The sequence below is a fragment of the Pedobacter sp. PLR genome (assembly GCF_026239675.1).
In the GTDB taxonomy this organism is placed as follows: Bacteria; Bacteroidota; Bacteroidia; order Sphingobacteriales; family Sphingobacteriaceae; genus Pedobacter.
In genome coordinates, this window is sequence record NZ_JAPIVQ010000001.1 from 465,479 (window position 1) to 489,814 (window position 24,336).

The following is a 24,336-nucleotide window of genomic DNA, read 5'->3' on the forward strand; positions in this document are numbered from 1 at the left end:
CCGGTATAAATTTTCTTCCCATTTCAAGAAACCTGGTCCACCTAAGCTAAACATCCAAATTTGAGCATCAGGATGATTAAAAAGGGGGGAATATTTAATCTAATTGAGGGTAATATTCAATCAACTCCTAATTTAAACGCCATACACCCCCAATTCCAATTTATTTCAACGTCACCGTAGAACCGGCAAATGCCTGTTCAGGAAAACTTACCGGGTATGCTATAGTCTTTCCATTCTTCAGATTGGTAATACTGATCAGTGCAGTGTTTTCCTTTTGCAACGGGTCTGCCACAGAGATTACCATCTTCCCATTCAGCGATTTAATTAAAAGCGCACAAGCCTTGTCCGATTGAATACTATAACCTGATGTTTTTAATACGCCAGGCTCATAAAAAATCGCCTGTAACATATTTAACTTCTCATGACTTACCGCCTGAATTAATGGGGTGTTCGACAATACCTTAATCCCTGAATTGCTGAAATTCACTAAAGGTGCAGAATTCTTAATGCCCGGTAATACGACATAAGCATACTTTGCCCCTTCTGGATTTCCACGCTCAGGATTTACACCGTGATCGATCCATAGTTTAAAAACATTGCCACTAAGTTCTGCCTTTGGATGGGAATTATTAATCTTATACCAGTTCCCTTTCTGGACATTACTACTCAGATTTACCACCAAAGATTCAGGAAATACATACCCAACACCATCGTGTAAAATCCAACTCTGCTGATCAGATTTAAACACTTCCGTTTTCCCATTTCTAAACTTGCCCTTTATTGCAGAACCAGTCAAATCCCCATTTAACCAGCTTTGATTAACCGTAGTGACGATAGATTCCGCCGTATTACTGCGAATACCTGCACCCAGACAAACCACTTCCTGATCAAAGAAGAACCAGGACTTTTTTGCTGAAAGGCTATCGTAATTCAAAGCGTAGGCACTTGCGCCATATTTACCATCAGAAACACCACCGGCAAAAGCATTGCTGCCATCTTCACCCCAAAATTTCGAGGTCAGACGATCTTCCGGGTAGTCTCTGGTAGTGGTTCCGGGAATCTTATCCCATTCCCAAACCGGCATAATGTTGTAGTATTCCGGTCCGCGAACCTGGATATTGCTTGCCCCATCGGACAAATACCTGCCGAATAAATTTTCCTTGTTTCCAGACTCACTGCGCTTAGTCCGGTTGCTAACCATTCTTACATTGAAAGAATAACCAGGTCTCGCATGGATCACATAATCACCATTCCAGAACTGTTTATGCAGTGGCTCAATTTTATAATCCGGCCGCTCCGTACTATCAGTTCGCGCAATCGCTGCTTTCCATTCTTCCGCATGTGAAGGATCAACCAGAGCAGCAATCATCAATCTGCTTTTTTCAGTATGCTTGCTTAAAATATCGGGTCTGCTGACGCCACGACCTTCCACATTAAAGTCCATATAACTGCCTCTTATGGCTTTCAAATAAGATTCCCGGTAGTATTTAGAAAACAGCTGCAACTTATCCTTGCTAATTGCATATGGCGTTCCCTGTACGTAATTGATCATTTTTAGTACACCAGTAATAAACACCAAACCGTAGCTTGATATCTGTAACTGCGGACCATGCTGCAAATAAGAAAAATCGTATTGCAATCCCTCTTTATAATGCACCAACCGGATTGGATCAAACAAATCAGCAGTGGACTTAGCCAAAAGCGTTTGATCATTAGTTAGCAATGCCCTATAAAAATAATGGAGGGCGATATCTGTTTTATTGGCACCTGTTTGTTTCTCAGGATTACCGCGTTTCATTCTTTCGATCAATGAAGCCTCTAAATCTGTTGGGATTCTATTTGCACCATTGCGCAGGGTAATCAACAATTCTCCCAAAATCTGAGGAGTCGCAATTTCATTGTGCCACCAATTGCTGCTTTTCGGATCCTGATCATACCAGTACTTAAAGGCTCGGGTGATGGCATCAAGCGTCTGACCGTTGCTGTAATAACGGCTGTCTTTGGCCACATAAGCCTGGACAAGGCTTTCCAGTTTAATTAAGTGACCCCCTGGTTGCCAATTGGTAATGCTTTTATCGGTATAATCTATCTCCTTCCAGCTTCCGTTGGGCAGCAAAGTAGCCAGGTTTTTTTCTGCGGTTTTATCTACCTGTTGCACGGGTTTTCTGAGGTCCAGTACAATTCGTTGCATAATCAGTCTGGCAGTATCAGCAGACTGTGCTTTGGCCAGTCCCGGTGTCAGCATAATTAGCGCCAATACACCTGTTAATAATATTCTCTTCATTGAGCTTAAATTTGGTTGGTTTGGTGGATTTATCCCTAACCGGATAACGGGGCAAATGATAGCGTTAAAAAGCAGCAGCGTATTAGGGTCAGGAATACCCGCCTGGCTATGTTATAAAGGTGAATAGGTTTAATCATTTCCGTTTTAAATATACAAAATAAACCATTCCGGCAGAATGGTGTTTATATTTGGGTATAACCATTTCGCTTAAAGAGAAAGACAGTGTCCTCCCTAACAAAATGCAAAAATGAATAATAAAACACTAATTGGCGTAGATCTTGGAGGCACTAATGTGCGCTCGGGACTGGTAAGCGGGCAAGAGATTATTAAAACCGACAGCGATCGGATTCAATCCAAAAGTGATGAAGATATTGTCATCGAACAGGTCATCAATTCCATCAGCAGGGTGATGAGTCCTGAAGTGGAAGCCATTGGAATCGGGGTTCCGGGTATTCTGGATACCAAAACAGGTATTGTGTACGACGTACAAAACATCCCTTCCTGGAAGGCCGTTCCACTAAAATCCATTCTGGAACAACGTTTCCATGTTCCCGTCCTGATGAACAATGACGCCAATTGCTTTGCTGCCGGAGAGTGGCATTACGGCAAGGGCAAAGGAAAGAATAACCTAACCGGCTTGATTCTCGGCACTGGCGTTGCTGCCGGCCTCCTCTGCGATGGGAAACTTTATGAAGGACGCAATTGCGGTGCGGGCGAGTTCGGTATGATCCCTTATCTGGATCACAATTACGAATTCTATTGCAGCGGTAATTTCTTTAGTCATTTCCATCAAATCTCCGGTGAAGAACTTTCCAAAAGAGCTGCCTCAGGAGATCCCTCGGCCTTACAAATATTCCAGGAATATGGGAAACACCTCAGCTGGCTGATTAAGACAATACTCTATTCCGTAGATCCGGAAATGATCGTGTTGGGTGGTTCCGTAAGTAAAGCCTTTCCATTTTTTCAGTCTACATTATGGGCACAATTACAAGATTTCCCTTATCAGCCTGTGATTAAAAACATCGGGATTGCAAATTCAGAGATTGACAATATTGCCATCCTTGGTGCCGCCGCATTATACTTCAATCAGAAAGAATAAAGGTATTGCCGTGATGCTGTCGCAATTTCCCCCTTTAAATGTCCGCTCTTCCCTACCTGTGCTTCCTGAACTTTCGGTAACTTAGTTTATATAAAACCGTAAAGCTAAAATCACATGAAAAACTTCATTTATCCATGCTTAACCATCAGGGGGAAAATCACCGAAGCGGCCGAATTTTATACCAAAACCTTTGAGGAGGGTAAAATCGGCACGACCAACCCTTTTGTGGTGCAAATTGAACTGAGCGGACAAACATTCTTACTGCTCAATGAAGGTCCTGCTACTGATCCAAATCCAGCCATTTCCTTTATGGTGATGTGCGTAAATGCGGAAGAGACTGAAAAATACTGGAATAAATTACAAGATGGCGGAAAGATTATGATGCCATTGGATAGTTATCCATGGAGTCCGAAATACGGCTGGATTCAGGACAAATTCGGGGTTTCCTGGCAATTGTATACCGGAACAAAAGACGATGCGACGCAGAAGTTTTGCCCGACCTTAATGTTTACCCGTGATAAAGCTGGCCAGGCTGAAACGGCCATCAATTTTTACACCTCTGTATTTCCGAATTCTGAGATCCAGGGTATCCTGAAATACGCGGAAGGCGAAGGCGACCGGACCGATTTTGTAAAACATGCGCAGTTTAAGCTGAACGGCTATACCTTAATGGCGATGGACAGTTCCGCAGAACATGATTTCGGCTTTAATGACGGAATATCATTGGTGGTAGCCTGTGAAACACAGGAAGAAATTGACAGTTACTGGACGCAGTTGACTTCGAACGGTGGTTTTGAAGTAGCCTGTGGTTGGTGTACCGATCAGTTTGGTATCTGCTGGCAGATCATTCCTAAATCAATAGTAAAACTGATTAGCGATCCGGAACGGGGTCAGCGGGCTATGCAAGTCATGATGGGCATGAAAAAACTGATTATTGAAGAACTGGAAAACGCCTGAAATTCCAGATAAGGTGCTGAATTAAAACAATAACGCCCTGAACATCTTTTAAGGTGAACAGGGCGTTATATAACTTATTCTTTTACTGGTTCCGGGGCTTTTCCAATCAATTCCATAAACTGATCTAGTTTAGGGGTAATGATGATTTCTGTACGTCTGTTTTTCGATCTTCCGGCTTCGGTATCATTGCTGGCAATCGGGTTATACTCCCCTCTTCCGGCAGCGGTTAGCCTTTTAGGAATCACGCCGTAGTTGTTCTGTAAAGACTGAACTACAGAAGACGCTCTAAGTGTACTTAAATCCCAGTTGTTGCGGATGTTAACTTGCGAAATAGGCACATTGTCCGTATTTCCTTCAATCAACACATCATAACTCTGGTAATCTTTAATGATTTTGGCGATTTTGCTTAAAGTTGCACCTGCCTGATCAGAAATTTCATAGCTACCTGATTTGTATAGCATCTGATCTGAAAGGGAAATGTAAACCACACCTTTTAATACTTTAATATCTACATCACTCATTTCTTCCCTGCTCAAAGAACGGGTCAGATTGGTAGTTAATACCAGATTCAGGGAATCACTGGTGTTCTTAGTGTTCACCAAATGTTGGATATACTTATTAGCTACGTTAATCTCGTCCACCAGTTTGGAAATATTCGTATTTCCCTGGCTACTTGAATTTAAACATTTATTCAATGCGATCTGTAAGGCTTTCACATTTTCGCGTTGTGCAGCGATTTGCTCTTCCAAACTTTTCACGCGGGTATTAGAACTGGCAAGTTCCTGATTTACACCCTGATTTTTCTCTTGTAATTGTGTGTAGCTGGATTGCAGGTCTGCAAATTTTTTATTGCTCACACAACCCTGGCCTAATAAAGCGACCGCAATTAATAAAGACGGTAAAATGGGTACTCTCATAATCTTTTAAATCTGGTACAACAACACTCAAACGCTTTATGGGTTTAGTTATTATAAGCAATTTAAACAAAATTGTGCTAAGAACTATTCCAATTAGCAACAAAATTATTTAAAGTTGCAGCATAAAATTTCATTTTGCAGCAAAGCAATTTCATTTGAAACGAAACTATTTCTGTTCTACAAATACCACTTCACTCACCATTGCGTTACTGCCAGACATAGACTCAATTTTTATGCCGAGTTTTCCATCGTTGGTATCTTCCCTCATCACAAACAGCTTGATCCATTTCCCCTTTTTATCAAGCGTACCAGTCATGAATTCCCTGCCATCAATCCATATTTTCGCCGATCTGGATTCATTATTCCAATCTTCGAAATGTAGGTATAGCTCTCCTATTACCCCTTGTGGTGGGTTTATTGTAATTTCCAGGTTTTTACCGTACCAGGCAGATTTCCCATCCCATTCCCAAATACCTTCTTCACCTTTCATTTGATACTTCGTATTGCGTTTCAATACCGGCGACTTATCCCCTGTTTTCACATAGACTAAAGCATTTTCAAAAGCGGCTGGCACTCCCGATGCGGCTTCTTTGATGAAAGGAAAAGTTTTCTTTAACAAGGCGGTGTCAACTCTCGTTTCAGGATTAAAATCCTGCGTATTCATATATTTAAGTAAGCTGTATTTCAATTGTTTTGCGACCGGGTTTTTCGGCGTAGCGATGTCATAACCACAGATCAGAAGTTTTCCCTTGCCTACTTTACATTCAAAAATTGCCGCCAGTTTTTCATTCAGGTGAAAATCACTGATTGGTTGTACAATAGGTTCCAGATTTGCCGGCCATGCTTTCATTTTAAATGACCTTCCTTTACTGATACTTTCCCATTGCCAATCGCTGAATGATCCTGTTGGAAAATCTTTTAAAGCGGGGTGTTTATCATTGATCAAAGCACCAAGGGTGGTGTTTTCCTGTCCGGGGAAGAAAACATTCGACCAAAACAGCGGCGTAAAGAACAAGGGTCTGGACACTTCAGCATTCCCCAGTTTTGCTGCGTAAAGGAGTACAGTTTTACCATTTTCCAATGCTTTCATCGCATTTTCATCCAGCACAGCCGTTTCTAATACATTCTGCACCTTATTTGCCGTATCATTTTTTGCAGGGCTATAAACCCAGAGGTCCCATTCGTTTCGGAAACCGGTACCTGGCAGCGAAACTACCAGTTTTACTTTTGCCGACTGAGTAATCCGATCCATGGCCATTTCTATGGCTCCAAAGTTTTTCACTTCCCCTCTTTTGATCAGGGTTTTATTTAGCTTTCCTGCTCCCAATACTTCCTGATTTTCTCCTATAATTTTCCAGTCTAAGCCCGTATTCAGGTCTCCCCTTCCATAATTTGCGACTTCCAGCGCAGCGGTAAAAGTCTCCGTATTTTCCCATACAAATTTCTTTATCCTCGCCAGCGGCACTACCTCATTGTTATATTGCTTAAAATAGCTGGTATCTGTCGTTCCTTTATCTTCATAAAAAGCATCAAGCCAACCTACCAAAGCCTCTCCCTGACCCTGATAATCCTGCATGCTCAATAGCTGGAACCCTCCACTGGAAGGTGTACGGTAAAAGTTTTCAATTAAGCTCTTGTAAAGGATCTTTTGAACGGCACCACTGGCCTGATGAAAAGCAACATCTTTATTTTCCAGTCCGTTTGCAATGGCTGATGCCCTGCACTCTTCCAGATTTCTTGCTTTTAATACGCCCGTATATTTATCAATCTCCGACCATAGCGGATACACTGGAAATTGCCCTACTTCATGCGCGAAAATCGGAATGTTACTCTTCGAATAATTTTTCTCCAGGTCATAATCACTTCTTGCACCTTGCAATCCGTAAGTACCACCAACCCCCGGAATATTATGGGTGGCAGAATAATCGTCTACCGGCATAATTTTTCTGGCCGTAGATACCGCATATAACCTTCTGTTGTCTTTCCCTTTCAACTTTTCGATCCATTTTTCCATTACGTTGAAATCGGAATTTCCGAGCTCATTTCCGATACACATCATGGTAAATGAGGGGTGATTCCCATAAGCATCCAACATACGCTGCAGCTCGTTTTGGGTGTATTTATCCGCAGAAGGATTTTTTCCTAAGCCCTGAGGGAGTCCCTTAGTGAGCATATCCTGTCTGTCTTTTGGCGGTTCAGTCATCCACCAATCGATCCAGATGGCTTCCGCCTGTATGTAAATCCCCAATTTATCTGCGGCCTCGAAAGCAGCTTCCGGTGGGCACCAGGAGTGAAAACGCACATGGTTTAAGCCGTAAGATTTGTAGACTTTAAATATACGCTCCCAGTCTTTGACATCGGTGGAAGGATATCCGGTGAGTGGAAAATGTACGCAATCCAGATTACCGCGCATAAAGACCGGGGCATTATTGATCAATACTTTGGACTTGCTATGTCCGATACTCCTAAAACCAAAATCTACCGATTTATCATTTTTGTTTTCTAGTTTCACAGAGATCTGGTAGCGATTTGGCGTAAATTCATCCCATAATTTTACCGGGAAATCCAGCTGTAACACTTGAGTTTGTGAAGCGGCCGCCGACAAAGACCCTGCCTTGCTGAAAACGGTTTTATTTGTTTGCAGGTCTATGATCCGGTAATTCAGTTTCATCTTAACCGGATTTTTTACCGCCAGTTCTAGTTTCAGTTGTCTTTTATCCGCATCCGGATATACTTGTAAATCTTCGATAGCTGTACTTGCTGCTGCACGCAATTCGAGCTTTCCAACTGCACCATTCCAGATACTTTGTGTGTATTCGGTATAGGCATGCCCTTTATCACCGATATTATGAATCAGATCGTTATTAATTCGGATACTTAGCTTGTGTTTTCCAGGTGTCAATTTCCCTAAAGTATGCAGGTGTGGAACCCCAAGACCATCCTGTGTGGTCATTAACCGCCCATCTACCCATACTTTAGACTCCCACATCACTCTTTCCAGGAACAGGGAAATCTCTTTATTTTTCCAGGATGCGGGGATATTGATGGTCTTGTTGTACCATGCTGGTCCAACATATTTATAGGCTCTGGATAGAATCCCATAATCTGCGCCTTCTGTTTTCGTTCCTTTTTTCGCCTGGTCTGTAGTGCCCGGAAGCGCAATCGTTTCTTTTAATTCCTGATCAAACCATTTGTCTTTTTCGCCTTGACTGGCTTTGTCGAGTTGAAAGTTCCAGGTTCCTGCCAGGGATATTTGATCCTGAGCAAATCCTTTATTTATAAATATAACCAGAACCGATATAACCGCTAAAAATCTAATTTTCATTGCATTTAAAATTTGTGTCCTTTGTTGAGTTTTGTTCCTCAGCTAAGCAACACAAACATAAATTAATCAAGGCAATCTTAAATGGATAGAATCTTTGTTTTAATGGACTATCTTATGATTGGCTCTTTGCCAATAAAAAGATAGTCAGTGTATACAGCTGGCAACCCTGCACTTTAAGGAGATTTCCGCAGCTTTAGGAATTGATGATTCTTACTATTTTTCAAGAATATTTAGCAAAAATATGGGAATACTTCCTCAGGATTACAAAATCAGAAAAGATATCAAAAAGGATTCCAAAATATGATAAAAGTTTCGTAACTTCCTGTATTAAAAGGGGATTGACTAATAACGCTTTACACCATAACCGGCTATGCATGAGATATTAATTTATACCTCACATATCATCAGTTATATCAGCATCGGCATCATCTGTTATGGTGCAGCAATTGGTCTTTTCCATTTTTTAAAGAATGAATTAAACCGTTTGGGGAAAGGGTTTTCTTTACACAGGACCGTTCAAATTAAAATTGAGGTTGGCTATTATTTATTGCTGGGTCTCGAATTTTTAATTGCTTCGGATATTATAGATACTATCGTTAATCCTTCGTTCCAGGATTTAGGTATTTTAGGGGGCACCGTGGTCATCAGAACGGGCTTATCCTATTTCCTGAACAAAGAAATCGACGACCTGAAAACCGATAAGAAAAGCGTAAATGAGCCGGTAAACAAATAAAATTACAAACTGGAAAACCACCTTAAACCTATTTGGTTTAAGTAGAAAAATTTAATCTACTTTTAATATCTACAATTAATTTTTCTAGTATATTTAAGTATTAATGCCAATAGTCATGGATCAATCAAATAAACAAGACACCACACAAAGCAGTGCCGAGATTACCAGAAATCTGGCAGCGCATACTGCTGAGCTAAAAAAAAAGACGGAACTTGTGAACCATCGGTTAGACGAATTGAGAGCCGAAGCAGATAAGTTTCTACACCCAGAAAAATCAGCGGCAAAAAACAAATAAGCCCGGTAGATCTGTGCTGTTATAATTCCCCGGATAAACCTTTATATCGGGGATTTTTAGTTTTGATTTCCAGCGTTATTCAGGTCCGTTTTCTGCTTTAATTCTTATACCACCTGCTGTTATACCCGTATCCTGCCTTCTATTCGAATTCCAGAAAAATCATTGGAATCATCACGCAATTCGTAACCAGCGTACGATCGCAATTCCAAACACATCAATGCAAACATTACACAATTTCTAACCACTTTCCTCCTGTAATTCCAGAAATATCAATGCTAAGCCAGTCCAGGTGATTAGCCTGATTCCAGAAAAAACCATCGGACTAACGTTTAATCCCGGAATTCCCCACTCAACTGTTATTCCTGCCGGACTTACCTAAGGTTCCCCTCAAGCTTCTTTATTGATCCGGAGCAGGTAAGGTTATAATGACGATATAATTGATTGGATCTTTAGCCGACTTTTATTGGAGGTTGATAGGGCCTAGTCCAGCCTATAGCCCCATCAAAGCCCTTAATAACAGCTTAGAACTTTCTTTTAGTATCTTAATAATTATGAGCTCATTAGCCGGATAACCCGAACATTATCACTATCTTCATACTAATCATACCAAACAGTACTGCGCTCAACCTCAAACCCTTAACCTCTCTAACATGGCAAAAGCTTCAAACGGCCCACAGGGCCACCTCAACGGAAAAGTAGGCAATCTTGTTTTTTATATGCTCAACGGGCAGCCTATAGTACGCTTAATCGGCAGAAAAGGGAAACCTAGTACGCTTCAACTGGCCAATTATCAGGAAATGGCCGTCACCACCAAACTGCTTAAAAGAATGGGCGGTTTTATTAAACTCGGTTACGGTTTACAGGCCAGAGGAACGGTTCATAACGCACATAATTTAGCCACTTCCTACCATAAAAAACAGGCTTTAACCGGTGAATACCCCAATATCAGCATCGATTACAGCAAGGTGAAGTTAAGCCGGGGTATAATGCCTGAAACTGCTGATTTAAAAATCAATAAGTTAGCCGGCGGATTGGAAATCACCTGGGATCCAAAAGATTATGCGGACTTAGCACACAACGATAGCGTGATGGTCATGATTTGTTGCCCGGAAACCGGAAAAGATGAGGAGTATCTGAATATCGCCAGAAGATCCGAAGGAAAATGCTTTATTCCGATGCATGAGAACGTCCTGAATCAACAGTTAGAACCCTATATTTCATTTATTTCTGCGGATGGCGAAAAGGTGTCCGACAGTGTTTATCTGGGTAATTTGAATGGAGTAGGCAAAAGTGCAGCAGAAGGACAGGAACAAGAGAAGTACCAGCAGGTAAAAACAAGGTTTGATCAGGTATCAGACAGCTATTTAGGTCAGTTGAAAGAGAATTTCAATTGCAAACCAAATACTAAAGCATTTAAATATTTAGAGAAAGAATATAAGGTCCTCAAAAACCAACTGGAACACTTACCCGGAAAGCCTGGCTAAGTCGGAAATTAGTCCATATTCCCTTTTATATTGGAAATCAAAATGCAAAAGCATCCACTTATTGATCGGTTATTGTAAAACCATGTCCAAATTTAATCAGGTATTGATTCTTATGAGTTGAATTGAACAGTCATTTTTTGCCCAAAAGACTGTTTTAGGCCGAAAAGCATTTTTTGATGAACTTATCATGAAGAATCATATGCCTTAACTCAAATTAGTTTCATAGCTTTGACACAGAAATTATCAAGAAATTACCATGGCAGTATTACATAGAAAAGAAGAGAAAATAGAAGTTGTATTAAGTAAGCTTCCAAAAGAGTATACTGATAAAGAATTTGTAGATATGTTTGTTCAGCTTTATTCAAAAGACTGGGGAAAGATCAAAGCGAATTACATTAAGCATTCGCAAGATAAAGAGCCTGGCACAGTGATCATCATGCCTAAGCCTGAGCTTTATCTAAAGAGCATTTTAGAGACTTATCTGGAAAACAACAAGAAATAATATAGCGCGCTTTTTATTAAAGCGTAGCAATCAAAAACGAATAAGCCCGGCATATGCCTGGCTTTATTCGTTTAACAAGGTTTCTGTATTTTTAATAGGTTCCTGCCAATTTAAAACTAGATTCTCCGTCATAAACCTTATGATAGTATACATAAGAAACCGCCAGAATCAGAAATATTATCCATGGGAATACCGCTTCCATTCCGAAGCCATCCACTGCCAAATGGCTGATGGAGGCAAAAATAAAATCAAAGCCAAAGCCGGCGTATGCCCATTCCCTGACACGTTTAGGTGCCTGAGGGATAATCAGAATAATTGCGCCCACTATTTTAAAAACAGTGAGTGCGATACCGAAGTACTCCGGGTATCCTAAATGCCGGATCCCTTCCTTAGCCACCTCCGTTTGAGAAGTAAATGCCGGCATAACGCCTTCAAATAAGAAGATAAGGATGGTTGCCGTCCAGAAGATAATCTTGTTTTTTTTCATCAGTTTATTTGGTTTTTATTGGTTTAGTATTTGTTTTACTATGTTTTTAATTAGCAAATGCTTTTTCTAACACACTGACATCAATCTTTTTCATTTGCATTACTGCCGCCATTACCCTGCTGGTTTTTTCCTGGTCTTTATTCGCGATCAGTTCGGACAGGATTGTAGGAACGATTTGCCAGGAAAGTCCAAACTGGTCTTTTAGCCAGCCGCACATTTGAGCTTTTGGATCACCACCAGCACCGAGCTTTTCCCAGTAATAGTCGATTTCTTCCTGATCTGAGCAATTGACAACGAATGAAACTGCTTCATTAAATTTGAATACTGGCCCTCCATTCAGGGCTAAAAACTCCTGACCGTCCAATTCAAACACGATGGTCATCACTGTACCTTCAGGCATTTGGTGGATGTCGAACCCTTCATCAGTATAATAGGTGATTCCTTTAATAGTCGAATTTTTAAATATAGAAGTGTAGAAATTCACCGCTTCTTCCGCGTTCCTGTCAAACCATAAGTTTGCAGTTATCCTTTGATTGATTACGCTATTTTTCATGGCATTCAGTATTAAGTTAAATATTACCTATTCAAATTTATAATGTAAAAGGCGATTTAAACTAGTGCATAAATGACATAATCAGGGGGCAAACAGGACAGCCATTTTTTTACTCTTTCTCTTTGATCCGGGTAAGAAAACACGCGTTTGCGCTCCGCGAAGGAAAAATACGCGTTTAAAACAGAAGAGATTTTCATAAAACAGTTTGGAAACCGGATGATTTTCGTGATTTACTGTGATTCGTTGTGATTAAAAAAACGCCTTAAACAGGCCTTATCACCACTTTAACCGTGATTATGAAAAAAAGATAGAAATATTTACATCTAAATTTGGAAAACCAGTTAAGATTTGTACTTTTGCGGCGGAGAGTTGGCAGAGTGGTCGATTGCGGCAGTCTTGAAAACTGTTGACTTGTCAAAGGGTCCGCGGGTTCGAATCCCCCACTCTCCGCCAAAATGGTATCAAAACCAACAAAAAGCCTGCAAATCATACGATAGCAGGCTTTTTTGTTTTTATTGGTATTCCAAAATATGCACGAATTCACATCCTATAGGTGAGTGATTCGGTGAGTCATTTGGAAAATTGAAATGACTCACCGAATAGCATATAAAAACCTGACATTAAACAGGTTGCCACACTAAACATCTTGATTTCTAATCGCTGCAAGGCTAAATTTGCATCGTTGATTCTTATTACTTTATCTGCGATGCAGCTCTAGCCCGAAAATCGGGCTCGGGTTGTTTATTTTAATGTTTATCATTATGAAAACCAATTTCAGCTTACTCTTCTACATGAAGAAACCAAAAAATTATCAAAATGGCGTCGCTCCTATTTATCTTCGCATTACTGTGAATGGTAGTCGTTCAGAAGTTACCACTGGCCGAAGTTGTGAACCATCGCAATGGAATGCAATTTCTGGCCGAGGCAATGGTAAAAAGGAAGGAATGAAATCCTTTAACGCCTATCTGGACAACTTGCAAAACAAAGTATTTGAAGCGCATCGGCAATTAACCGAGAAGAATGATCTCATAACTGCCAAGCAACTTCGAGATCAATTTCAAGGAAAAGCAGAAAAGCAACGCACCTTAATTGACGTATTTAAAGATCATAACTACAAGATGGATGCCTTGGTAGGGTCCGAGTTCTCTAAAGGCACTGCAGAGCGTTACAGGACCTCTTTAAATCATACTATAGCATTTTTACAATGGAAATACAACATCAGTGATATAGACATTAGAAAAGTTAACCACGCTTTCATAACTGAATACGATTTTTACTTACGATCTGTCCGAAAATGTGCCAATAATTCTGTAGTAAAATACTTGAAAAACTTCGGCAAGATTATTCGTATTTGTCTTTCTAATGGATTGCTGGCAACCGATCCATTTCAAAACTACAAAAACAAGATTAAAAAGGTTGATCGGGTTTACCTTAATGAAGAAGAAATAAACCAGATAGCCATTAAGCAACTGGCCTCTGAAAGATTAACGCAAGTAAGGGATGTATTTTTATTCTGTTGTTATACTGGCCTTGCCTATGTGGATGTTAAGAATTTAAAAAAAGGTGATATTGTAACTGGCATTGATGGTGAAGAATGGATCTCTATTAAAAGGCAAAAAACTAATGTGCCTTCCCGAATTCCTTTATTACCTGCAGCCTCTACCCTCTTAAATCAGTATCAGAATAATCGGATGTGCTTAAATAAAGGAATGCTACTGCCTGTATCAAGTAACCAGAAGATGAACACTTATTTAAAGGAGATTGCGAACCTCTGTGGCATACAGAAACTGATCACTTTCCATATTGCAAGACATACATTTGCCACAACAATTACATTATTGAATGGGATTCCTATAGAAAGCGTTTCAAAAATGCTGGGACACACCAATATCCAAACCACGCAACATTACGCCAAAATATTGGACATTAAAGTTGGCGCTGATATGGCTGCGCTTAAAAAGAAGTATTCAATAACTTAATTTATCGGGTAACACAATATCTAGACCTAATTAACGTCTTTATTTATGAGAGCGTTAATTTAGATGAAGCGGGAATGGTCGGAGATCCTTCCCGCTTTACTATTTTAATAGATTACCATAATTATTCTTAAACAGACATATCTACTTTCTAAGTTTCATCATTTTCACTTTAGTCAAAGCAACTTATTACCAGCCAATTAAACCAAAAAAAACATAGTTATACTCAAATTCACCCGGTGTGTAGCACTCTGAAACATCAGGATCAGATCAAGGATATTTTTCATATCAAGTGAAAGGTTCATTTCCTCCTCAATAGAGCTCAAGTAAAACTACAGCGTAAGTACTTGTTCGTATTTATTACTCAAACTACTATCATCCTCCCAAATAAACTGAATTTTTACTTTATCTGGCGATCCAATAGAAGTACTCATTATTAATTCAGTACTTTCTTGAGGGTTTAAAAGCTCGAATGGAAAAATATCTTGATTTAAAAACCAAAAATTCTGATCTTTAGATAGAATTTCAAAACGAATATTTCTTGCGGCAGATTTACCTGAATTAAATATCTTGATTATTCTATTCCCTTTATCACCCTTTATCACCCTTTATCAAATTTGCCTTTACAAAGGCCTTCTTTTGTTCTATCTTTTCAGCATCAATTTTTTCTAATTGATAAGCATTAATTAAACCTTCCTGTTTTTTTATTCTCCGATCATGAGCAACATAAGTAATTGCTGAAAAACATAAAGCTGCAATAGAAATAATTAAACTCCAGTCCATTTTTATTTGATTTTAATATATTTATTCCCTTTAAAGGCTTTAAGGATATCATTTTTAAAATCCTGAGCAATCTCACTCTTCTTTTCCTCCAATACATTATTAATATTTTCCTGATTTAATTCTACAAGTTCAGCGTAACCATTTAAATATTCACGATTACAAGCTGTACACTTTACGTACGTTTTATCCTCATTAAAATCAAACGCTCCAGTGTTTCCACAAGTAACACACTGCAAGCTTACATTCATACTATAATTATCCTTCATCTCAATTTCTTTAATTGTTCCATTTAATAAGGGAGAGCGAGCTCTCGCTCCTCTCCCCCGTTAATTTAAGCGTAAACTTCTAATCGCCAAGTAACACCCTTGCCACCATAAGGAGGCATTGTATTTCCTTTGGCAATTGGTGCGGTAGTTGTAGGTGAACCTACAACCCTCCATACACCACTTTCAGGGCATGATTGTCCTGTACTTGCAGTTGTACCAATTGGTTGTCTCATATTATACATATAAGTTAGTTCTCCTGGTTGAAACAGGGCAGGAACACATTAACCCTCCGAGAAAATTTGGAAATCACGCAGGAATAATTACTTTTGAAGTGCGAATTCGAGAAGTAATTTAACTTTCTGATTTAGAGTCAAGTCACCATTTTCTCAACTAAGTGACTTGGCTTTTTATTATTACTAAAATACTTAGTTTTTATTTAGATTTATTTGCAAGTTTTCAACATTCATTAGTATTACTAACAAAGCTTAAATAAAGACTAAAAATCGTTATCCAGTTTCTTTTCCATTTCCGTTTTCACAAAATTGAAAGTCAATAACATTTTATCATTTAAGGTTTTAAGAACCCGCATACGCTGGCGTTTGCCATTTTGACGTTTATTTGCAATATTTGAAATGGGCATACTTTGCGACTGGAAATCAGTATAAGATTTATACCTACTTTCCTTTCCATAAGCATATTGAGGTATCTCCATTTTAATTTTATACTTGCCATCTTTTACAATTACAGAGAGCAATGCATTAAAATAGTATTTATCTGTAACCGGATTTGAAGTTGCTAAAGCACTAAAAGCCGTCATATCAGAAATATCGTAGAAATTATTAACACTGCAGATTCCGGATTCGGCATCGTAATTTGAAGTACCTATTTTATTGCTGGTAAAGGTTTTCTGAATAGCTAGCTTCGCTCGAGAGAACAATTCCTGCCTTGTGGTACCAGGCAGATCTAAAACTGCTTCTACATAAACCGCATTATCTTTTACTGGTAGATAATCTTCCAAAGCCACCGTATCGGCAACTTTAGCCCCATTACGTTGAGTGCTCCAGGTAATGGCATCCTGAGCAAGTACATTTAGGTTTGAGAATAAACCTAATAAAATTAATAAAAGAGGTAATTTTGATGTTTTCATATTTAATATTGTTTGTAGTACAATATTAAAACATATCTATGCAGTAGAACTGCACAGATATGTTTACAACGAAAATCATTTATCGAAAAACCAATTTCTGAAATTAAAATAATGAATTAACTCAAGCTGTTATGCAACAACTTGAGTTAATCTTATTACTTTTTTACCTAAGCTTTGTGTTTCCTTTATACGTTCCAGTAATTCACTTGCAGGCTCATCATTAGGATTTTGAGCAACCAACTCTCCTCTAAAAGCTTTAGACAAGATGCTTTGTGGTAAAACATCTATTTGACCCTTTAATACTTGATATTGTTCTTCTATCAAATCGGCTTTTGCAAAAAGAACTTCTACTCGAGAAACGATTTCTTGTTGTTCTTCAAAAGGAGGTAATAATATTCTCATTTCTTTTAAAGCGGGCATGTATATTGTCCCAACAGTCGTTCCGGTACCTGACGCAATCAAACTATCTTTAGCAGCCATAAAAGCATACAATAGATACCTGTTATACAATAAATCTCCACAAATCCAATTAGCAAAATGCTGCGAAGTTGCCATGCTCCGTCCCATTATTGTAGTATAACCTACAGAAATATCTCTACAAAAACAAACCGTTCCAGCTGGGAGTAGTCTAGCACTTGAATTTTTAATACCAAGTTCATTTGGCATATATTTAGTGCTGTTAATCATTTTCCCATGAGCCATTCTAATATCTTGCAAAGAAATCCAAGGCACTTCTCCTTTGACCCAATATTCATCTAAACTTTTTCTAGGTGTATGACCAGATTCTAGTTTTGCTAAATCAAGGATTTTCTTCCACCCCCACCCTTCTGGTTTTAGGTCGCATATTTCACCAATTGAAATTGGGGCAACATAAGATATTGAATCCGAGCCACGCGACTTCTCTGTTAATTTTCCAGTTACTGCCTGACTCAACACCGCTTGTCTAAAATTCTTAAGCAATTGAGGTATAGTATCCAATTTTGTTCTAACAACCTCTATACTTACAAAGAGCTTATCTAATTTTCCTACAATACGGTTTTGCTCGGCAAGGGGTGGTAATAAAAATTCGAGATTCCAAAGTACTGCTGGGTCAACATGGGGAATTCCACTCCCTCTTGTGTTAGTATTTAACAAATCAAATTTAGACTTTAAAAAGTAAAAAATATAATTCGTATTAACCAGTATTGGCTTTAATCCAGCTAAAGTAGAGCCAATTGCTCCTTCTTTACCTTTTGAGACCCAACCACTGCGAGCACCATCCCAAAGGATAGCAATATCACTAGTCTCTAGTAAATTAGAACTTTCAACATCAGCATACTGTCTAATTTCATTTTTCTCTAATGCTTTTATATCAAGATAAGGAACAGAATTTTTAAATTCGATATCACTTAATATTTTAGGCTTTTTGCCTTTTTTAGTGACGACTACATTTTTTAAAGACGTACTTATCCACCCCTCTGGTAATTCCTTCTCCCCCATCACCCTAGCTCCTCAATAATTTTATTCAATTCCTCCGTTATGCTCTTCAATTCAGATAGAGCTTGCTTTGCAATATCTAAAGGACTTCCAAGATCTTCACTTTTAGTTAAATTATCATCCGCAATTAATCCCAAATCTAGCGTAGCATTTTTCTTAAGAATATCTTCGATTGATAACCTATTAAAACGCTCATCAATAACTAAAGTACGGTGTTCAGCATTATAGGCAGCTTCAAAGTTTTCAAAATGAGCTTCCGTAAAAGGTGTCCTTTTACCAAAGGCAGGCATATTGGTCCGCATATCGTAAAACCAAACTTCTTTGGTATTACCCTTATCTGTTTTACCACGTTCAAAAAACAAAACATTAGTTTTTACGCCAGCCGCATAAAAAATACCTGTAGGTAATCTCAATACTGTATGCAAATTGCATTTCTCCATTAAGTCTCTACGGATTTTTTGTCCGTCACCATCTTCGAACAACACATTATCCGGTAATACAACCGCTGCTCTGGCCCCTCCACGTGTATGTAAACTTCTGTATATGCCCTGTAAAAAATTAAGTTGCTTATTGCTGGTAGGATATACCAGGTCAGTACGAGTTGGCCGCTCCCCCCCTTTTTTTGTACCAAAAGGTGGATTAGCCAATACTACATCCATGTTTTTAACATTTTCCCCCAGACTACTTAATGAATCGCCAAGTGTAATATTACCCTTTAAACCATGCAAAAAGGCATTCATTAAGGCTAAACGATGCGTATCGCCAACCAACTCACAACCACTGTATTGTTGATTAATCAGGAAATCGTTTTGTTTCTCCGTTAAAGTAAATGGAGGATTATGTTGTGTTACATAGTGATGAGCAGCAATCATAAAGCCATAGGTGCCACAGGCTGGGTCGTTTAACCGCTCTCCTACTTTAGGATCTAATAAACGTACCATCACATTAATTAATGGCCTGGGCGTAAAATATTGTCCAGCACCACTTTTCTTTTCTGAAGCATTCTTTTCTAACAGGCCTTCATACATCTCTCCTAATCCCTCTTCACGGGCTTCATACCAGTCTAGTTCGTCAATATATTTAACAATCTTGCGAAGGTTGGCTGGTTCAGATATATTGGTTTGCGCATTGTTGTAAATTTCAAGGACTTTTCCTTTTCCTTCAGTACCTAAGTGTAATAAAAGCTCCCGATAGAATTTGGCTAACTCCATTCCTTCTTTTCCACTCAAATCTGCCCATCGGTAACCTTCCGGAAGGTCGCTCTCCGTCCCTGTTTCTTCCGCCATTTTAAGAAACAGGATATAGGTAAGTTCATTTAAGTATTGGTGATAAGTGATCCCATCATCACGGAGAACATTACATAGATTCCAGAGTTTATTAACTATTTCTTGTGTACCTAAAGCCATTTTGTATTCTTACTTTTTCTATAAATAATTTGTATTGGCGCTAACTACCTGAACTTGATCCAGTAACGCTAATCGATTGTACTAAGCGTACAAATATCCATTTATTTCCGCTAAAATTGATGAAGTTTCACCTTTAAATACCTTATCTAGCCGCTTAATTCCTCCCTCGTTGCTAAAAGGTGGTTTTTCCAAATCTTCAATATTGATGATGGTTTCCTTTAGCAACTGATCTTCAATATTCTTTAGCCATTTCAATTGTATACTACTCCATTGATGAGCGGAACGGATTTTATCCATCGCCTTTCCAATGCGACCATTGTGACTTATCAACGCGCTTCCAAGTGCCGCAGTACGCACATGCGCAATAATATCAGCCACTATATCCTGTTGTGTCACATCTTTATAGGCTGTATTTAATCGTGTACCTGTATATCCTTTTTCATCCAATAGGAACTGAAGTGATTTTAACTCTTTTCTAGTTAAGTTACTTGGTTTGGTACAAATGAGCTTAAGCGCAGCAATTTCATTAATGTTGGATTTGATATATTGATTAAATGATTCTATGTAATCTTTAGGTTTTAAATTTTTACTGTAAGCATGATAAACATCAGATAGCATATCCTGGTGTGCGCTAAAAAGTAAGCTTCTTTTTTGACCTTTCGAAGCATTCTGTGCATCAAGATAATCCCATAAAGGTTTTAAAGCCTCCATTTCAGAACTTAAAGCACTTACTTCGGTCAAGCCTTTTAAGTGATGAATTAAATCTTGGATATCATCTTTTCCAGCCAGCTCATAAATATAAGCTTGTTGTTCATCATCTAAAGAATGAAGTTTTCTTTGCAATTTAGCAATAATGCGATCCAGCTTGAGCTGTTGCATGTACTCATCTTTAATAATTGCAGCTTCCTCGGACAATTGAGCAAATGACTTCTCCACTAGAGGAGCGACGGGCTTCATTACATCTTCTTTAGCCATGATTTCAGTTACCCCCACGCAATCGTATATTTTAAATACTTCTTTGTCAATTTCATCACAGCGGCGTGTAGCGCGTCCAATCATCTGATCATAAAGTATCCTGGAATTAACCCTTCTAAGAAAAACGAGATTAGAAATACTTGGCACATCAATACCCGTAGTTAACAAATCCACTGTAACAACAATACTCGGATATTGCTCATTTTTGAATCTTTTCAACAACATATCCCGATCGTAAACCACACCAGTGATTTTCAAAATGGCTTCTGCGTCTACAGTCTCTCCAAGGTTTTCATATTCCTCATACATGATTCGGATGATCTCGTCGGCATGACGATCCGTTGCCGCAAAAATTAGGGTCTTCTTTCTGTCTTCAGGATCAATACCCTGATTTTCGATGAGTTCCCTTAGTACCGTTCTGTTAAAACTCTCATTGATCACCCTTTTATTAAAACCTTGAATTTCCACTTTGATCTCATCAGGTGTGATACCTGTTTCTACAATTGCATTTTCTTCAGGATCATAAATATGAATCGGATCACCAGCTTCCCAAATTATGCCCCCTTCTGACAAACGAGTTTTAAAAACCTTTGGTGGTTCAAAATCTACAAGATACCCCTCAACAACTGCTCTTCTATAAGAATAGGTATATATCGGATCACCAAATATCTCAGCAGTATGAATAGCTGGCGTCGCTGTTAGCCCAATTCGATAAGCATCAAAATAATCCAAGACCATTCTGTATTTACTTTGGAAATCGAGCTGATCTCTTAACACCATTTCCTCTTCCTCCATCTCCCTATCAAGGATATATCCACGATGCGCTTCATCAACAACAATACAATCATAATCCCCTATTCCAGGTGGATTATCTGAAAGCGAAATGCGTTTAACCATGCTTTGAACAGTCGCAAAATGAATTTTGGTATCAAGATCGGTCACTGCCGACTCCAGATCTTTAAGATCATAGATCTGAGCAAAAGTCTGTAACCCCTCAATCTTCACTTCTTTAAATGCATCGGAGGCTTGGGAGCCGAGCATACGCCTATCCACAAGGAAAAGAATACGTTTAAATCGTTTGGCGTCAATCAGTCGATAACACATCCCAATCATAGTACGGGTTTTACCTGTACCCGTAGCCATTGCCAATAATGCTCTCGGTTGTTCCGGATGGTTTAGAATATGATCCTCAACCGCTTTGATCGCTTCTATTTGGTACTCCCGCAGATTTAATCCTTTGGGATCAGAAAGCAATTCATAACCTGTCCGTTCAAGTTTTTTTGCACCTTCTAGCTCATCAAAGACCAGTTTATCACTAAGATTCCGAGGACTGAACCAGGCAACGAGGGGTTTTTGTCTATTTTTTTTATGTCGCGCATCCCAATACCAAATTCCGGATAACTCTTTCATTTGCTCCAGGTATGGTCTTCCATTGGTAGAAAACATAAAGGGAACACGATATACTTCACAATTATTATGTGTAACCATGTTAATACCGTCTATAGGCGATACCTCTTTGCTATATTTCATAGCCTGACCTAAGTCGGCCATTACATTTTTAATGTGCTTCTTTGCCTCAATTAACCCAACAAGCTTGTCGTCAATAAAGAGTGCATAATCAGCCCATAATGATCCACATTTCCATTCTGCAATAGCCATGTTTTTGCCTTTTTTAGGCATAGTTCTTTTCAACTTAAAATTGAGATTTGGGGTATCTGCCTCCCAGCCTGCCTGACGAAGTTGCAAATCAATCAATTCTCGGGTCTCTGCTTCGGACATTTCCATCCTGCTGGTTGCTTTGGCAGTCCTAATAGCAATCTCTTTTTGCCGTTGTAGACTAATGTTACCAACTTCTCTTTCTTTTATTAGGGCATCAAGTTTACCTTGTAATGCGACGTGCTCTTGTTCTAATTTTGCAAGAGCCAAACGACTATCGGTATTTTCAGGCAAATGAAATTTTAAACTAGATAAATCTCTATTCTTTACCGAATAAGCTTCATAAAACCACTTTCCCAATTTGAATGAAGAGAACAGGACTGCTTTAGCCTCATCAAATGTACCGTCTACACCATGAACAGCTTCATTTCCTTTTTTTCGAATTGTAGCAATGAAATCACTGATATTTGACGGTAGCACCCCTTCGGCTGTTAACTTCTTAACCTGAAGATGAAAAGTGTTCATTTCAGGGAATTCCAGTCCTACAGCCTCGTAGATTAGTATCGTGAGCTGCTCAGCAAACTGACGCAACTTCATTAAACAAGTAACTGGATCTGGGTGCAAATTATACTCTGCAGACAGCCCTAAGTTAAATAGTAAGGGAAATTCTTCTTCGAGAAAATTAAAATTAGATGTTATCATTTAACGGAAAGCGCTTTACTATTTTTGATCAAAAGAAACTGCTCTAATAAGCAAAAACATTTTTAATTATACAAACAACCATAAATAACGACAAAAAACTGTAAGGTTTAACAAATGTGGGTAACTAATGTGCAGTGATTATGCACCGTTAACCATAATTTTTTTCCATTGCATGGATTTTTTTAAGAAAGTTAAGCCTAAAGCTTTCAGGAGATATGATGATTATGTTTTCGCCGTAGGCTAATAATGAAGCAATAAGTTCATAGTTTGGAATCACTTGAAGCTCAATATATACACCTTGATCGTTCTCTTCAACTTTTTTCTGTGAGCCGTGTATAGGTTTTGTTTTAATATAAGGCCAAAGATTATGAAGAACTAAAATCTGAATAGTTTCAATCGTTTTATCATTGGGTATCGTTACACCAATTACATCATCAAAATATTCATTAAAATCTATAGCCTTGTTCTGCTCAAATATTTCAGGAATTTCTGTTAAACTAACTATTCTGTCTAGGGCTAAATTGTTTACATACTTACTCACAGAATTGAGACCAAATAGGAACCAGCGTAAATTATATTGTTTTAAATAGTAAGGGTGTATAATATGAGTAACTATTTTTTCATCTTTAAAAGACTGATATTGAACCCTAAGCACTCTTTTATAATAAATCGCATTAAACAGTGGGGTGATGAATTCTAAACCTTTTAAAAACTGGTTCTGCTCAAAGTCAATAATTTTATTTTCATCAATTTTACTGATGCTTTCCAAACGGCTGGCGATATCATCAATCCATTCAAATTGAGGCATTCCTTTAAATCGTGACAGCGTTAGTAAAACCTCATTAATCTGATTCACCTCTATTGTACTTAATGGACTTTTATTAATGGAATAACTTTTATCTGCGTAACGATGATATGTTTTTCTTCCTTCTTTAAGTCGTTCAAGTTCAATATGCCAGCCCTGAGCACTTTCCATATATTTCATATCCTCATATATCTGGCGTTTTTTCACCCCTTCATGCTTTCCCGTAAAATCATAAATAGCTTCATTACAAGCGATGATCAAATCCTCTATATAAAATTTACGCCCGAAATTACTGAAGCATTTATCTAAAGCGATATAACGAATCTGTGCATGTTTGTTTGTTGCCATAAATTGTGTTTAAACGGCCTAAATCTAAACATCAATACCGAGAAATACTAATTAGCTGTTTAGCCTCTTCGCTTATCAAATTTCATCTAATGGCTCCTACTAATCTCAGTAAAACAAAAGAGGTTGATCATCTTTTCACCGATGATACAACCTCTTAAAT

Annotated in this window: 21 protein-coding genes and 1 tRNA gene; 8 read left to right on the top strand and 14 right to left on the bottom strand. The window is 38.6% G+C overall.

What is annotated here, in order from left to right:
- Positions 1 to 160: 160 nt before the first annotated feature.
- A complete protein-coding gene (gene cslA, locus OQX61_RS01920; RefSeq protein WP_265839952.1) occupies positions 161 to 2,284 on the bottom strand; it encodes a chondroitinase-AC in 2,124 nt (707 codons plus the stop codon).
- A 247-nt stretch (positions 2,285 to 2,531) separates the two neighbouring features.
- On the opposite strand from cslA, the gene OQX61_RS01925 reads away from it, so the two are divergent.
- Both OQX61_RS01925 and OQX61_RS01930 read left to right on the top strand, forming a co-directional pair.
- Positions 2,532 to 3,383: an ROK family protein gene (locus OQX61_RS01925; protein ID WP_265839953.1), complete on the top strand. Its 852-nt coding sequence runs from the start codon at positions 2,532 to 2,534 to the stop codon at positions 3,381 to 3,383.
- A gap of 114 nt (positions 3,384 to 3,497) precedes the next feature.
- Entirely contained in the window at positions 3,498 to 4,340 is an 843-nt protein-coding gene (locus OQX61_RS01930; RefSeq protein ID WP_265839954.1) for a VOC family protein, read from the top strand.
- 74 nt (positions 4,341 to 4,414) lie between these two features.
- Here the strand turns inward: OQX61_RS01930 and OQX61_RS01935 are convergent, their stop codons facing one another.
- A complete protein-coding gene (locus OQX61_RS01935; RefSeq protein ID WP_265839955.1) occupies positions 4,415 to 5,257 on the bottom strand; it encodes an OmpA family protein in 843 nt (280 codons plus the stop codon).
- Positions 5,258 to 5,423: 166 nt separating this feature from the next.
- A complete protein-coding gene (locus tag OQX61_RS01940) occupies positions 5,424 to 8,582 on the bottom strand; it encodes a sugar-binding domain-containing protein (RefSeq protein WP_265839956.1) in 3,159 nt (1,052 codons plus the stop codon).
- Positions 8,583 to 8,952: 370 nt separating this feature from the next.
- Here OQX61_RS01940 and OQX61_RS01945 point away from each other — a divergent pair, with 370 nt between their 5' ends.
- The 4 genes from OQX61_RS01945 to OQX61_RS01960 all read left to right on the top strand — a co-directional run bounded on the left by OQX61_RS01945 (position 8,953) and on the right by OQX61_RS01960 (position 11,596).
- Positions 8,953 to 9,315: a DUF1622 domain-containing protein gene (locus OQX61_RS01945; RefSeq protein WP_265839957.1), complete on the top strand. Its 363-nt coding sequence runs from the start codon at positions 8,953 to 8,955 to the stop codon at positions 9,313 to 9,315.
- Between the two features lie 115 nt (positions 9,316 to 9,430).
- On the top strand, positions 9,431 to 9,610 hold the full coding sequence (locus OQX61_RS01950; RefSeq protein WP_265839958.1) for a hypothetical protein: 180 nt from the start codon (positions 9,431 to 9,433) through the stop codon (positions 9,608 to 9,610).
- Between the two features lie 650 nt (positions 9,611 to 10,260).
- Positions 10,261 to 11,094 carry a DUF6266 family protein gene (locus OQX61_RS01955; protein ID WP_265839959.1) on the top strand — a complete coding sequence of 278 codons (834 nt, stop codon included), beginning with the start codon at positions 10,261 to 10,263 and terminating at the stop codon, positions 11,092 to 11,094.
- A 256-nt stretch (positions 11,095 to 11,350) separates the two neighbouring features.
- The gene (locus tag OQX61_RS01960) at positions 11,351 to 11,596 is read left to right on the top strand and encodes a hypothetical protein (protein ID WP_265839961.1); all 246 of its coding nucleotides are present in this window, start codon (positions 11,351 to 11,353) and stop codon (positions 11,594 to 11,596) included.
- A gap of 91 nt (positions 11,597 to 11,687) precedes the next feature.
- Here OQX61_RS01960 and OQX61_RS01965 read toward each other — a convergent pair whose 3' ends face one another.
- Positions 11,688 to 12,083 (bottom strand): DoxX family protein, encoded by a 396-nt coding sequence (locus OQX61_RS01965; protein WP_265839963.1) that lies wholly within the window; start codon positions 12,081 to 12,083, stop codon positions 11,688 to 11,690.
- Positions 12,084 to 12,129: 46 nt separating this feature from the next.
- Positions 12,130 to 12,636, bottom strand: a complete 507-nt coding sequence (locus OQX61_RS01970) for a VOC family protein (protein ID WP_265839964.1) — start codon at positions 12,634 to 12,636, stop codon at positions 12,130 to 12,132.
- A 363-nt stretch (positions 12,637 to 12,999) separates the two neighbouring features.
- Between OQX61_RS01970 and OQX61_RS01975 the strand changes: the two genes are divergently transcribed.
- Together OQX61_RS01975 and OQX61_RS01980 are read left to right on the top strand one after the other, a co-directional pair.
- Positions 13,000 to 13,089: transfer RNA gene (locus OQX61_RS01975), tRNA-Ser, on the top strand.
- Between the two features lie 338 nt (positions 13,090 to 13,427).
- Positions 13,428 to 14,615, top strand: coding sequence for a site-specific integrase (locus OQX61_RS01980; RefSeq protein ID WP_265839965.1), 1,188 nt, complete (start codon positions 13,428 to 13,430; stop codon positions 14,613 to 14,615).
- A gap of 329 nt (positions 14,616 to 14,944) precedes the next feature.
- On the opposite strand, the gene OQX61_RS01985 is transcribed toward OQX61_RS01980, so the two are convergent.
- From OQX61_RS01985 to OQX61_RS02025, 9 genes are all read right to left on the bottom strand, one after another.
- Positions 14,945 to 15,217: a hypothetical protein gene (locus OQX61_RS01985; RefSeq protein ID WP_265839966.1), complete on the bottom strand. Its 273-nt coding sequence runs from the start codon at positions 15,215 to 15,217 to the stop codon at positions 14,945 to 14,947.
- Complete coding sequence (locus OQX61_RS01990) at positions 15,204 to 15,395, bottom strand: hypothetical protein (protein WP_265839967.1); 192 nt, start codon at positions 15,393 to 15,395, stop codon at positions 15,204 to 15,206. Before OQX61_RS01990 ends, OQX61_RS01985 begins: the two co-directional genes overlap by 14 nt.
- 2 nt (positions 15,396 to 15,397) lie before the next feature.
- Positions 15,398 to 15,661 carry a hypothetical protein gene (locus OQX61_RS01995; protein WP_265839968.1) on the bottom strand — a complete coding sequence of 88 codons (264 nt, stop codon included), beginning with the start codon at positions 15,659 to 15,661 and terminating at the stop codon, positions 15,398 to 15,400.
- 65 nt (positions 15,662 to 15,726) lie between these two features.
- Positions 15,727 to 15,894 (bottom strand): hypothetical protein, encoded by a 168-nt coding sequence (locus tag OQX61_RS02000; RefSeq protein ID WP_187666649.1) that lies wholly within the window; start codon positions 15,892 to 15,894, stop codon positions 15,727 to 15,729.
- Between the two features lie 263 nt (positions 15,895 to 16,157).
- Positions 16,158 to 16,808, bottom strand: coding sequence for a DUF4468 domain-containing protein (locus OQX61_RS02005; protein ID WP_265839969.1), 651 nt, complete (start codon positions 16,806 to 16,808; stop codon positions 16,158 to 16,160).
- Between the two features lie 129 nt (positions 16,809 to 16,937).
- The gene (locus OQX61_RS02010) at positions 16,938 to 18,287 is read right to left on the bottom strand and encodes a restriction endonuclease subunit S (RefSeq protein ID WP_265839971.1); all 1,350 of its coding nucleotides are present in this window, start codon (positions 18,285 to 18,287) and stop codon (positions 16,938 to 16,940) included.
- Positions 18,287 to 19,690 (bottom strand): N-6 DNA methylase, encoded by a 1,404-nt coding sequence (locus OQX61_RS02015; protein ID WP_265839972.1) that lies wholly within the window; start codon positions 19,688 to 19,690, stop codon positions 18,287 to 18,289. Before OQX61_RS02015 ends, OQX61_RS02010 begins: the two co-directional genes overlap by 1 nt.
- 81 nt (positions 19,691 to 19,771) lie before the next feature.
- A complete protein-coding gene (hsdR, locus tag OQX61_RS02020; RefSeq protein WP_265839973.1) occupies positions 19,772 to 23,023 on the bottom strand; it encodes a type I restriction-modification system endonuclease in 3,252 nt (1,083 codons plus the stop codon).
- A gap of 148 nt (positions 23,024 to 23,171) precedes the next feature.
- Complete coding sequence (locus OQX61_RS02025) at positions 23,172 to 24,176, bottom strand: WYL domain-containing protein (RefSeq protein WP_265839975.1); 1,005 nt, start codon at positions 24,174 to 24,176, stop codon at positions 23,172 to 23,174.
- Positions 24,177 to 24,336: the final 160 nt, after the last annotated feature.

Bases quoted from the DNA above. Each gene is read 5' to 3' on its own strand.
- cslA (WP_265839952.1), bottom strand. From the start codon at position 2,284: ATGAAGAGAATATTATTAACAGGTGTATTGGCGCTAATTATGCTGACA.
- OQX61_RS01925 (WP_265839953.1), top strand. From the start codon at position 2,532: ATGAATAATAAAACACTAATTGGCGTAGATCTTGGAGGCACTAATGTG.
- OQX61_RS01930 (WP_265839954.1), top strand. From the start codon at position 3,498: ATGAAAAACTTCATTTATCCATGCTTAACCATCAGGGGGAAAATCACC.
- OQX61_RS01935 (WP_265839955.1), bottom strand. From the start codon at position 5,257: ATGAGAGTACCCATTTTACCGTCTTTATTAATTGCGGTCGCTTTATTA.
- OQX61_RS01940 (WP_265839956.1), bottom strand. From the start codon at position 8,582: ATGAAAATTAGATTTTTAGCGGTTATATCGGTTCTGGTTATATTTATA.
- OQX61_RS01945 (WP_265839957.1), top strand. From the start codon at position 8,953: ATGCATGAGATATTAATTTATACCTCACATATCATCAGTTATATCAGC.
- OQX61_RS01950 (WP_265839958.1), top strand. From the start codon at position 9,431: ATGGATCAATCAAATAAACAAGACACCACACAAAGCAGTGCCGAGATT.
- OQX61_RS01955 (WP_265839959.1), top strand. From the start codon at position 10,261: ATGGCAAAAGCTTCAAACGGCCCACAGGGCCACCTCAACGGAAAAGTA.
- OQX61_RS01960 (WP_265839961.1), top strand. From the start codon at position 11,351: ATGGCAGTATTACATAGAAAAGAAGAGAAAATAGAAGTTGTATTAAGT.
- OQX61_RS01965 (WP_265839963.1), bottom strand. From the start codon at position 12,083: ATGAAAAAAAACAAGATTATCTTCTGGACGGCAACCATCCTTATCTTC.
- OQX61_RS01970 (WP_265839964.1), bottom strand. From the start codon at position 12,636: ATGAAAAATAGCGTAATCAATCAAAGGATAACTGCAAACTTATGGTTT.
- OQX61_RS01980 (WP_265839965.1), top strand. From the start codon at position 13,428: ATGAAGAAACCAAAAAATTATCAAAATGGCGTCGCTCCTATTTATCTT.
- OQX61_RS01990 (WP_265839967.1), bottom strand. From the start codon at position 15,395: ATGGACTGGAGTTTAATTATTTCTATTGCAGCTTTATGTTTTTCAGCA.
- OQX61_RS01995 (WP_265839968.1), bottom strand. From the start codon at position 15,661: ATGAAGGATAATTATAGTATGAATGTAAGCTTGCAGTGTGTTACTTGT.
- OQX61_RS02000 (WP_187666649.1), bottom strand. From the start codon at position 15,894: ATGAGACAACCAATTGGTACAACTGCAAGTACAGGACAATCATGCCCT.
- OQX61_RS02005 (WP_265839969.1), bottom strand. From the start codon at position 16,808: ATGAAAACATCAAAATTACCTCTTTTATTAATTTTATTAGGTTTATTC.
- OQX61_RS02010 (WP_265839971.1), bottom strand. From the start codon at position 18,287: ATGGGGGAGAAGGAATTACCAGAGGGGTGGATAAGTACGTCTTTAAAA.
- OQX61_RS02015 (WP_265839972.1), bottom strand. From the start codon at position 19,690: ATGGCTTTAGGTACACAAGAAATAGTTAATAAACTCTGGAATCTATGT.
- hsdR (WP_265839973.1), bottom strand. From the start codon at position 23,023: ATGATAACATCTAATTTTAATTTTCTCGAAGAAGAATTTCCCTTACTA.
- OQX61_RS02025 (WP_265839975.1), bottom strand. From the start codon at position 24,176: ATGGCAACAAACAAACATGCACAGATTCGTTATATCGCTTTAGATAAA.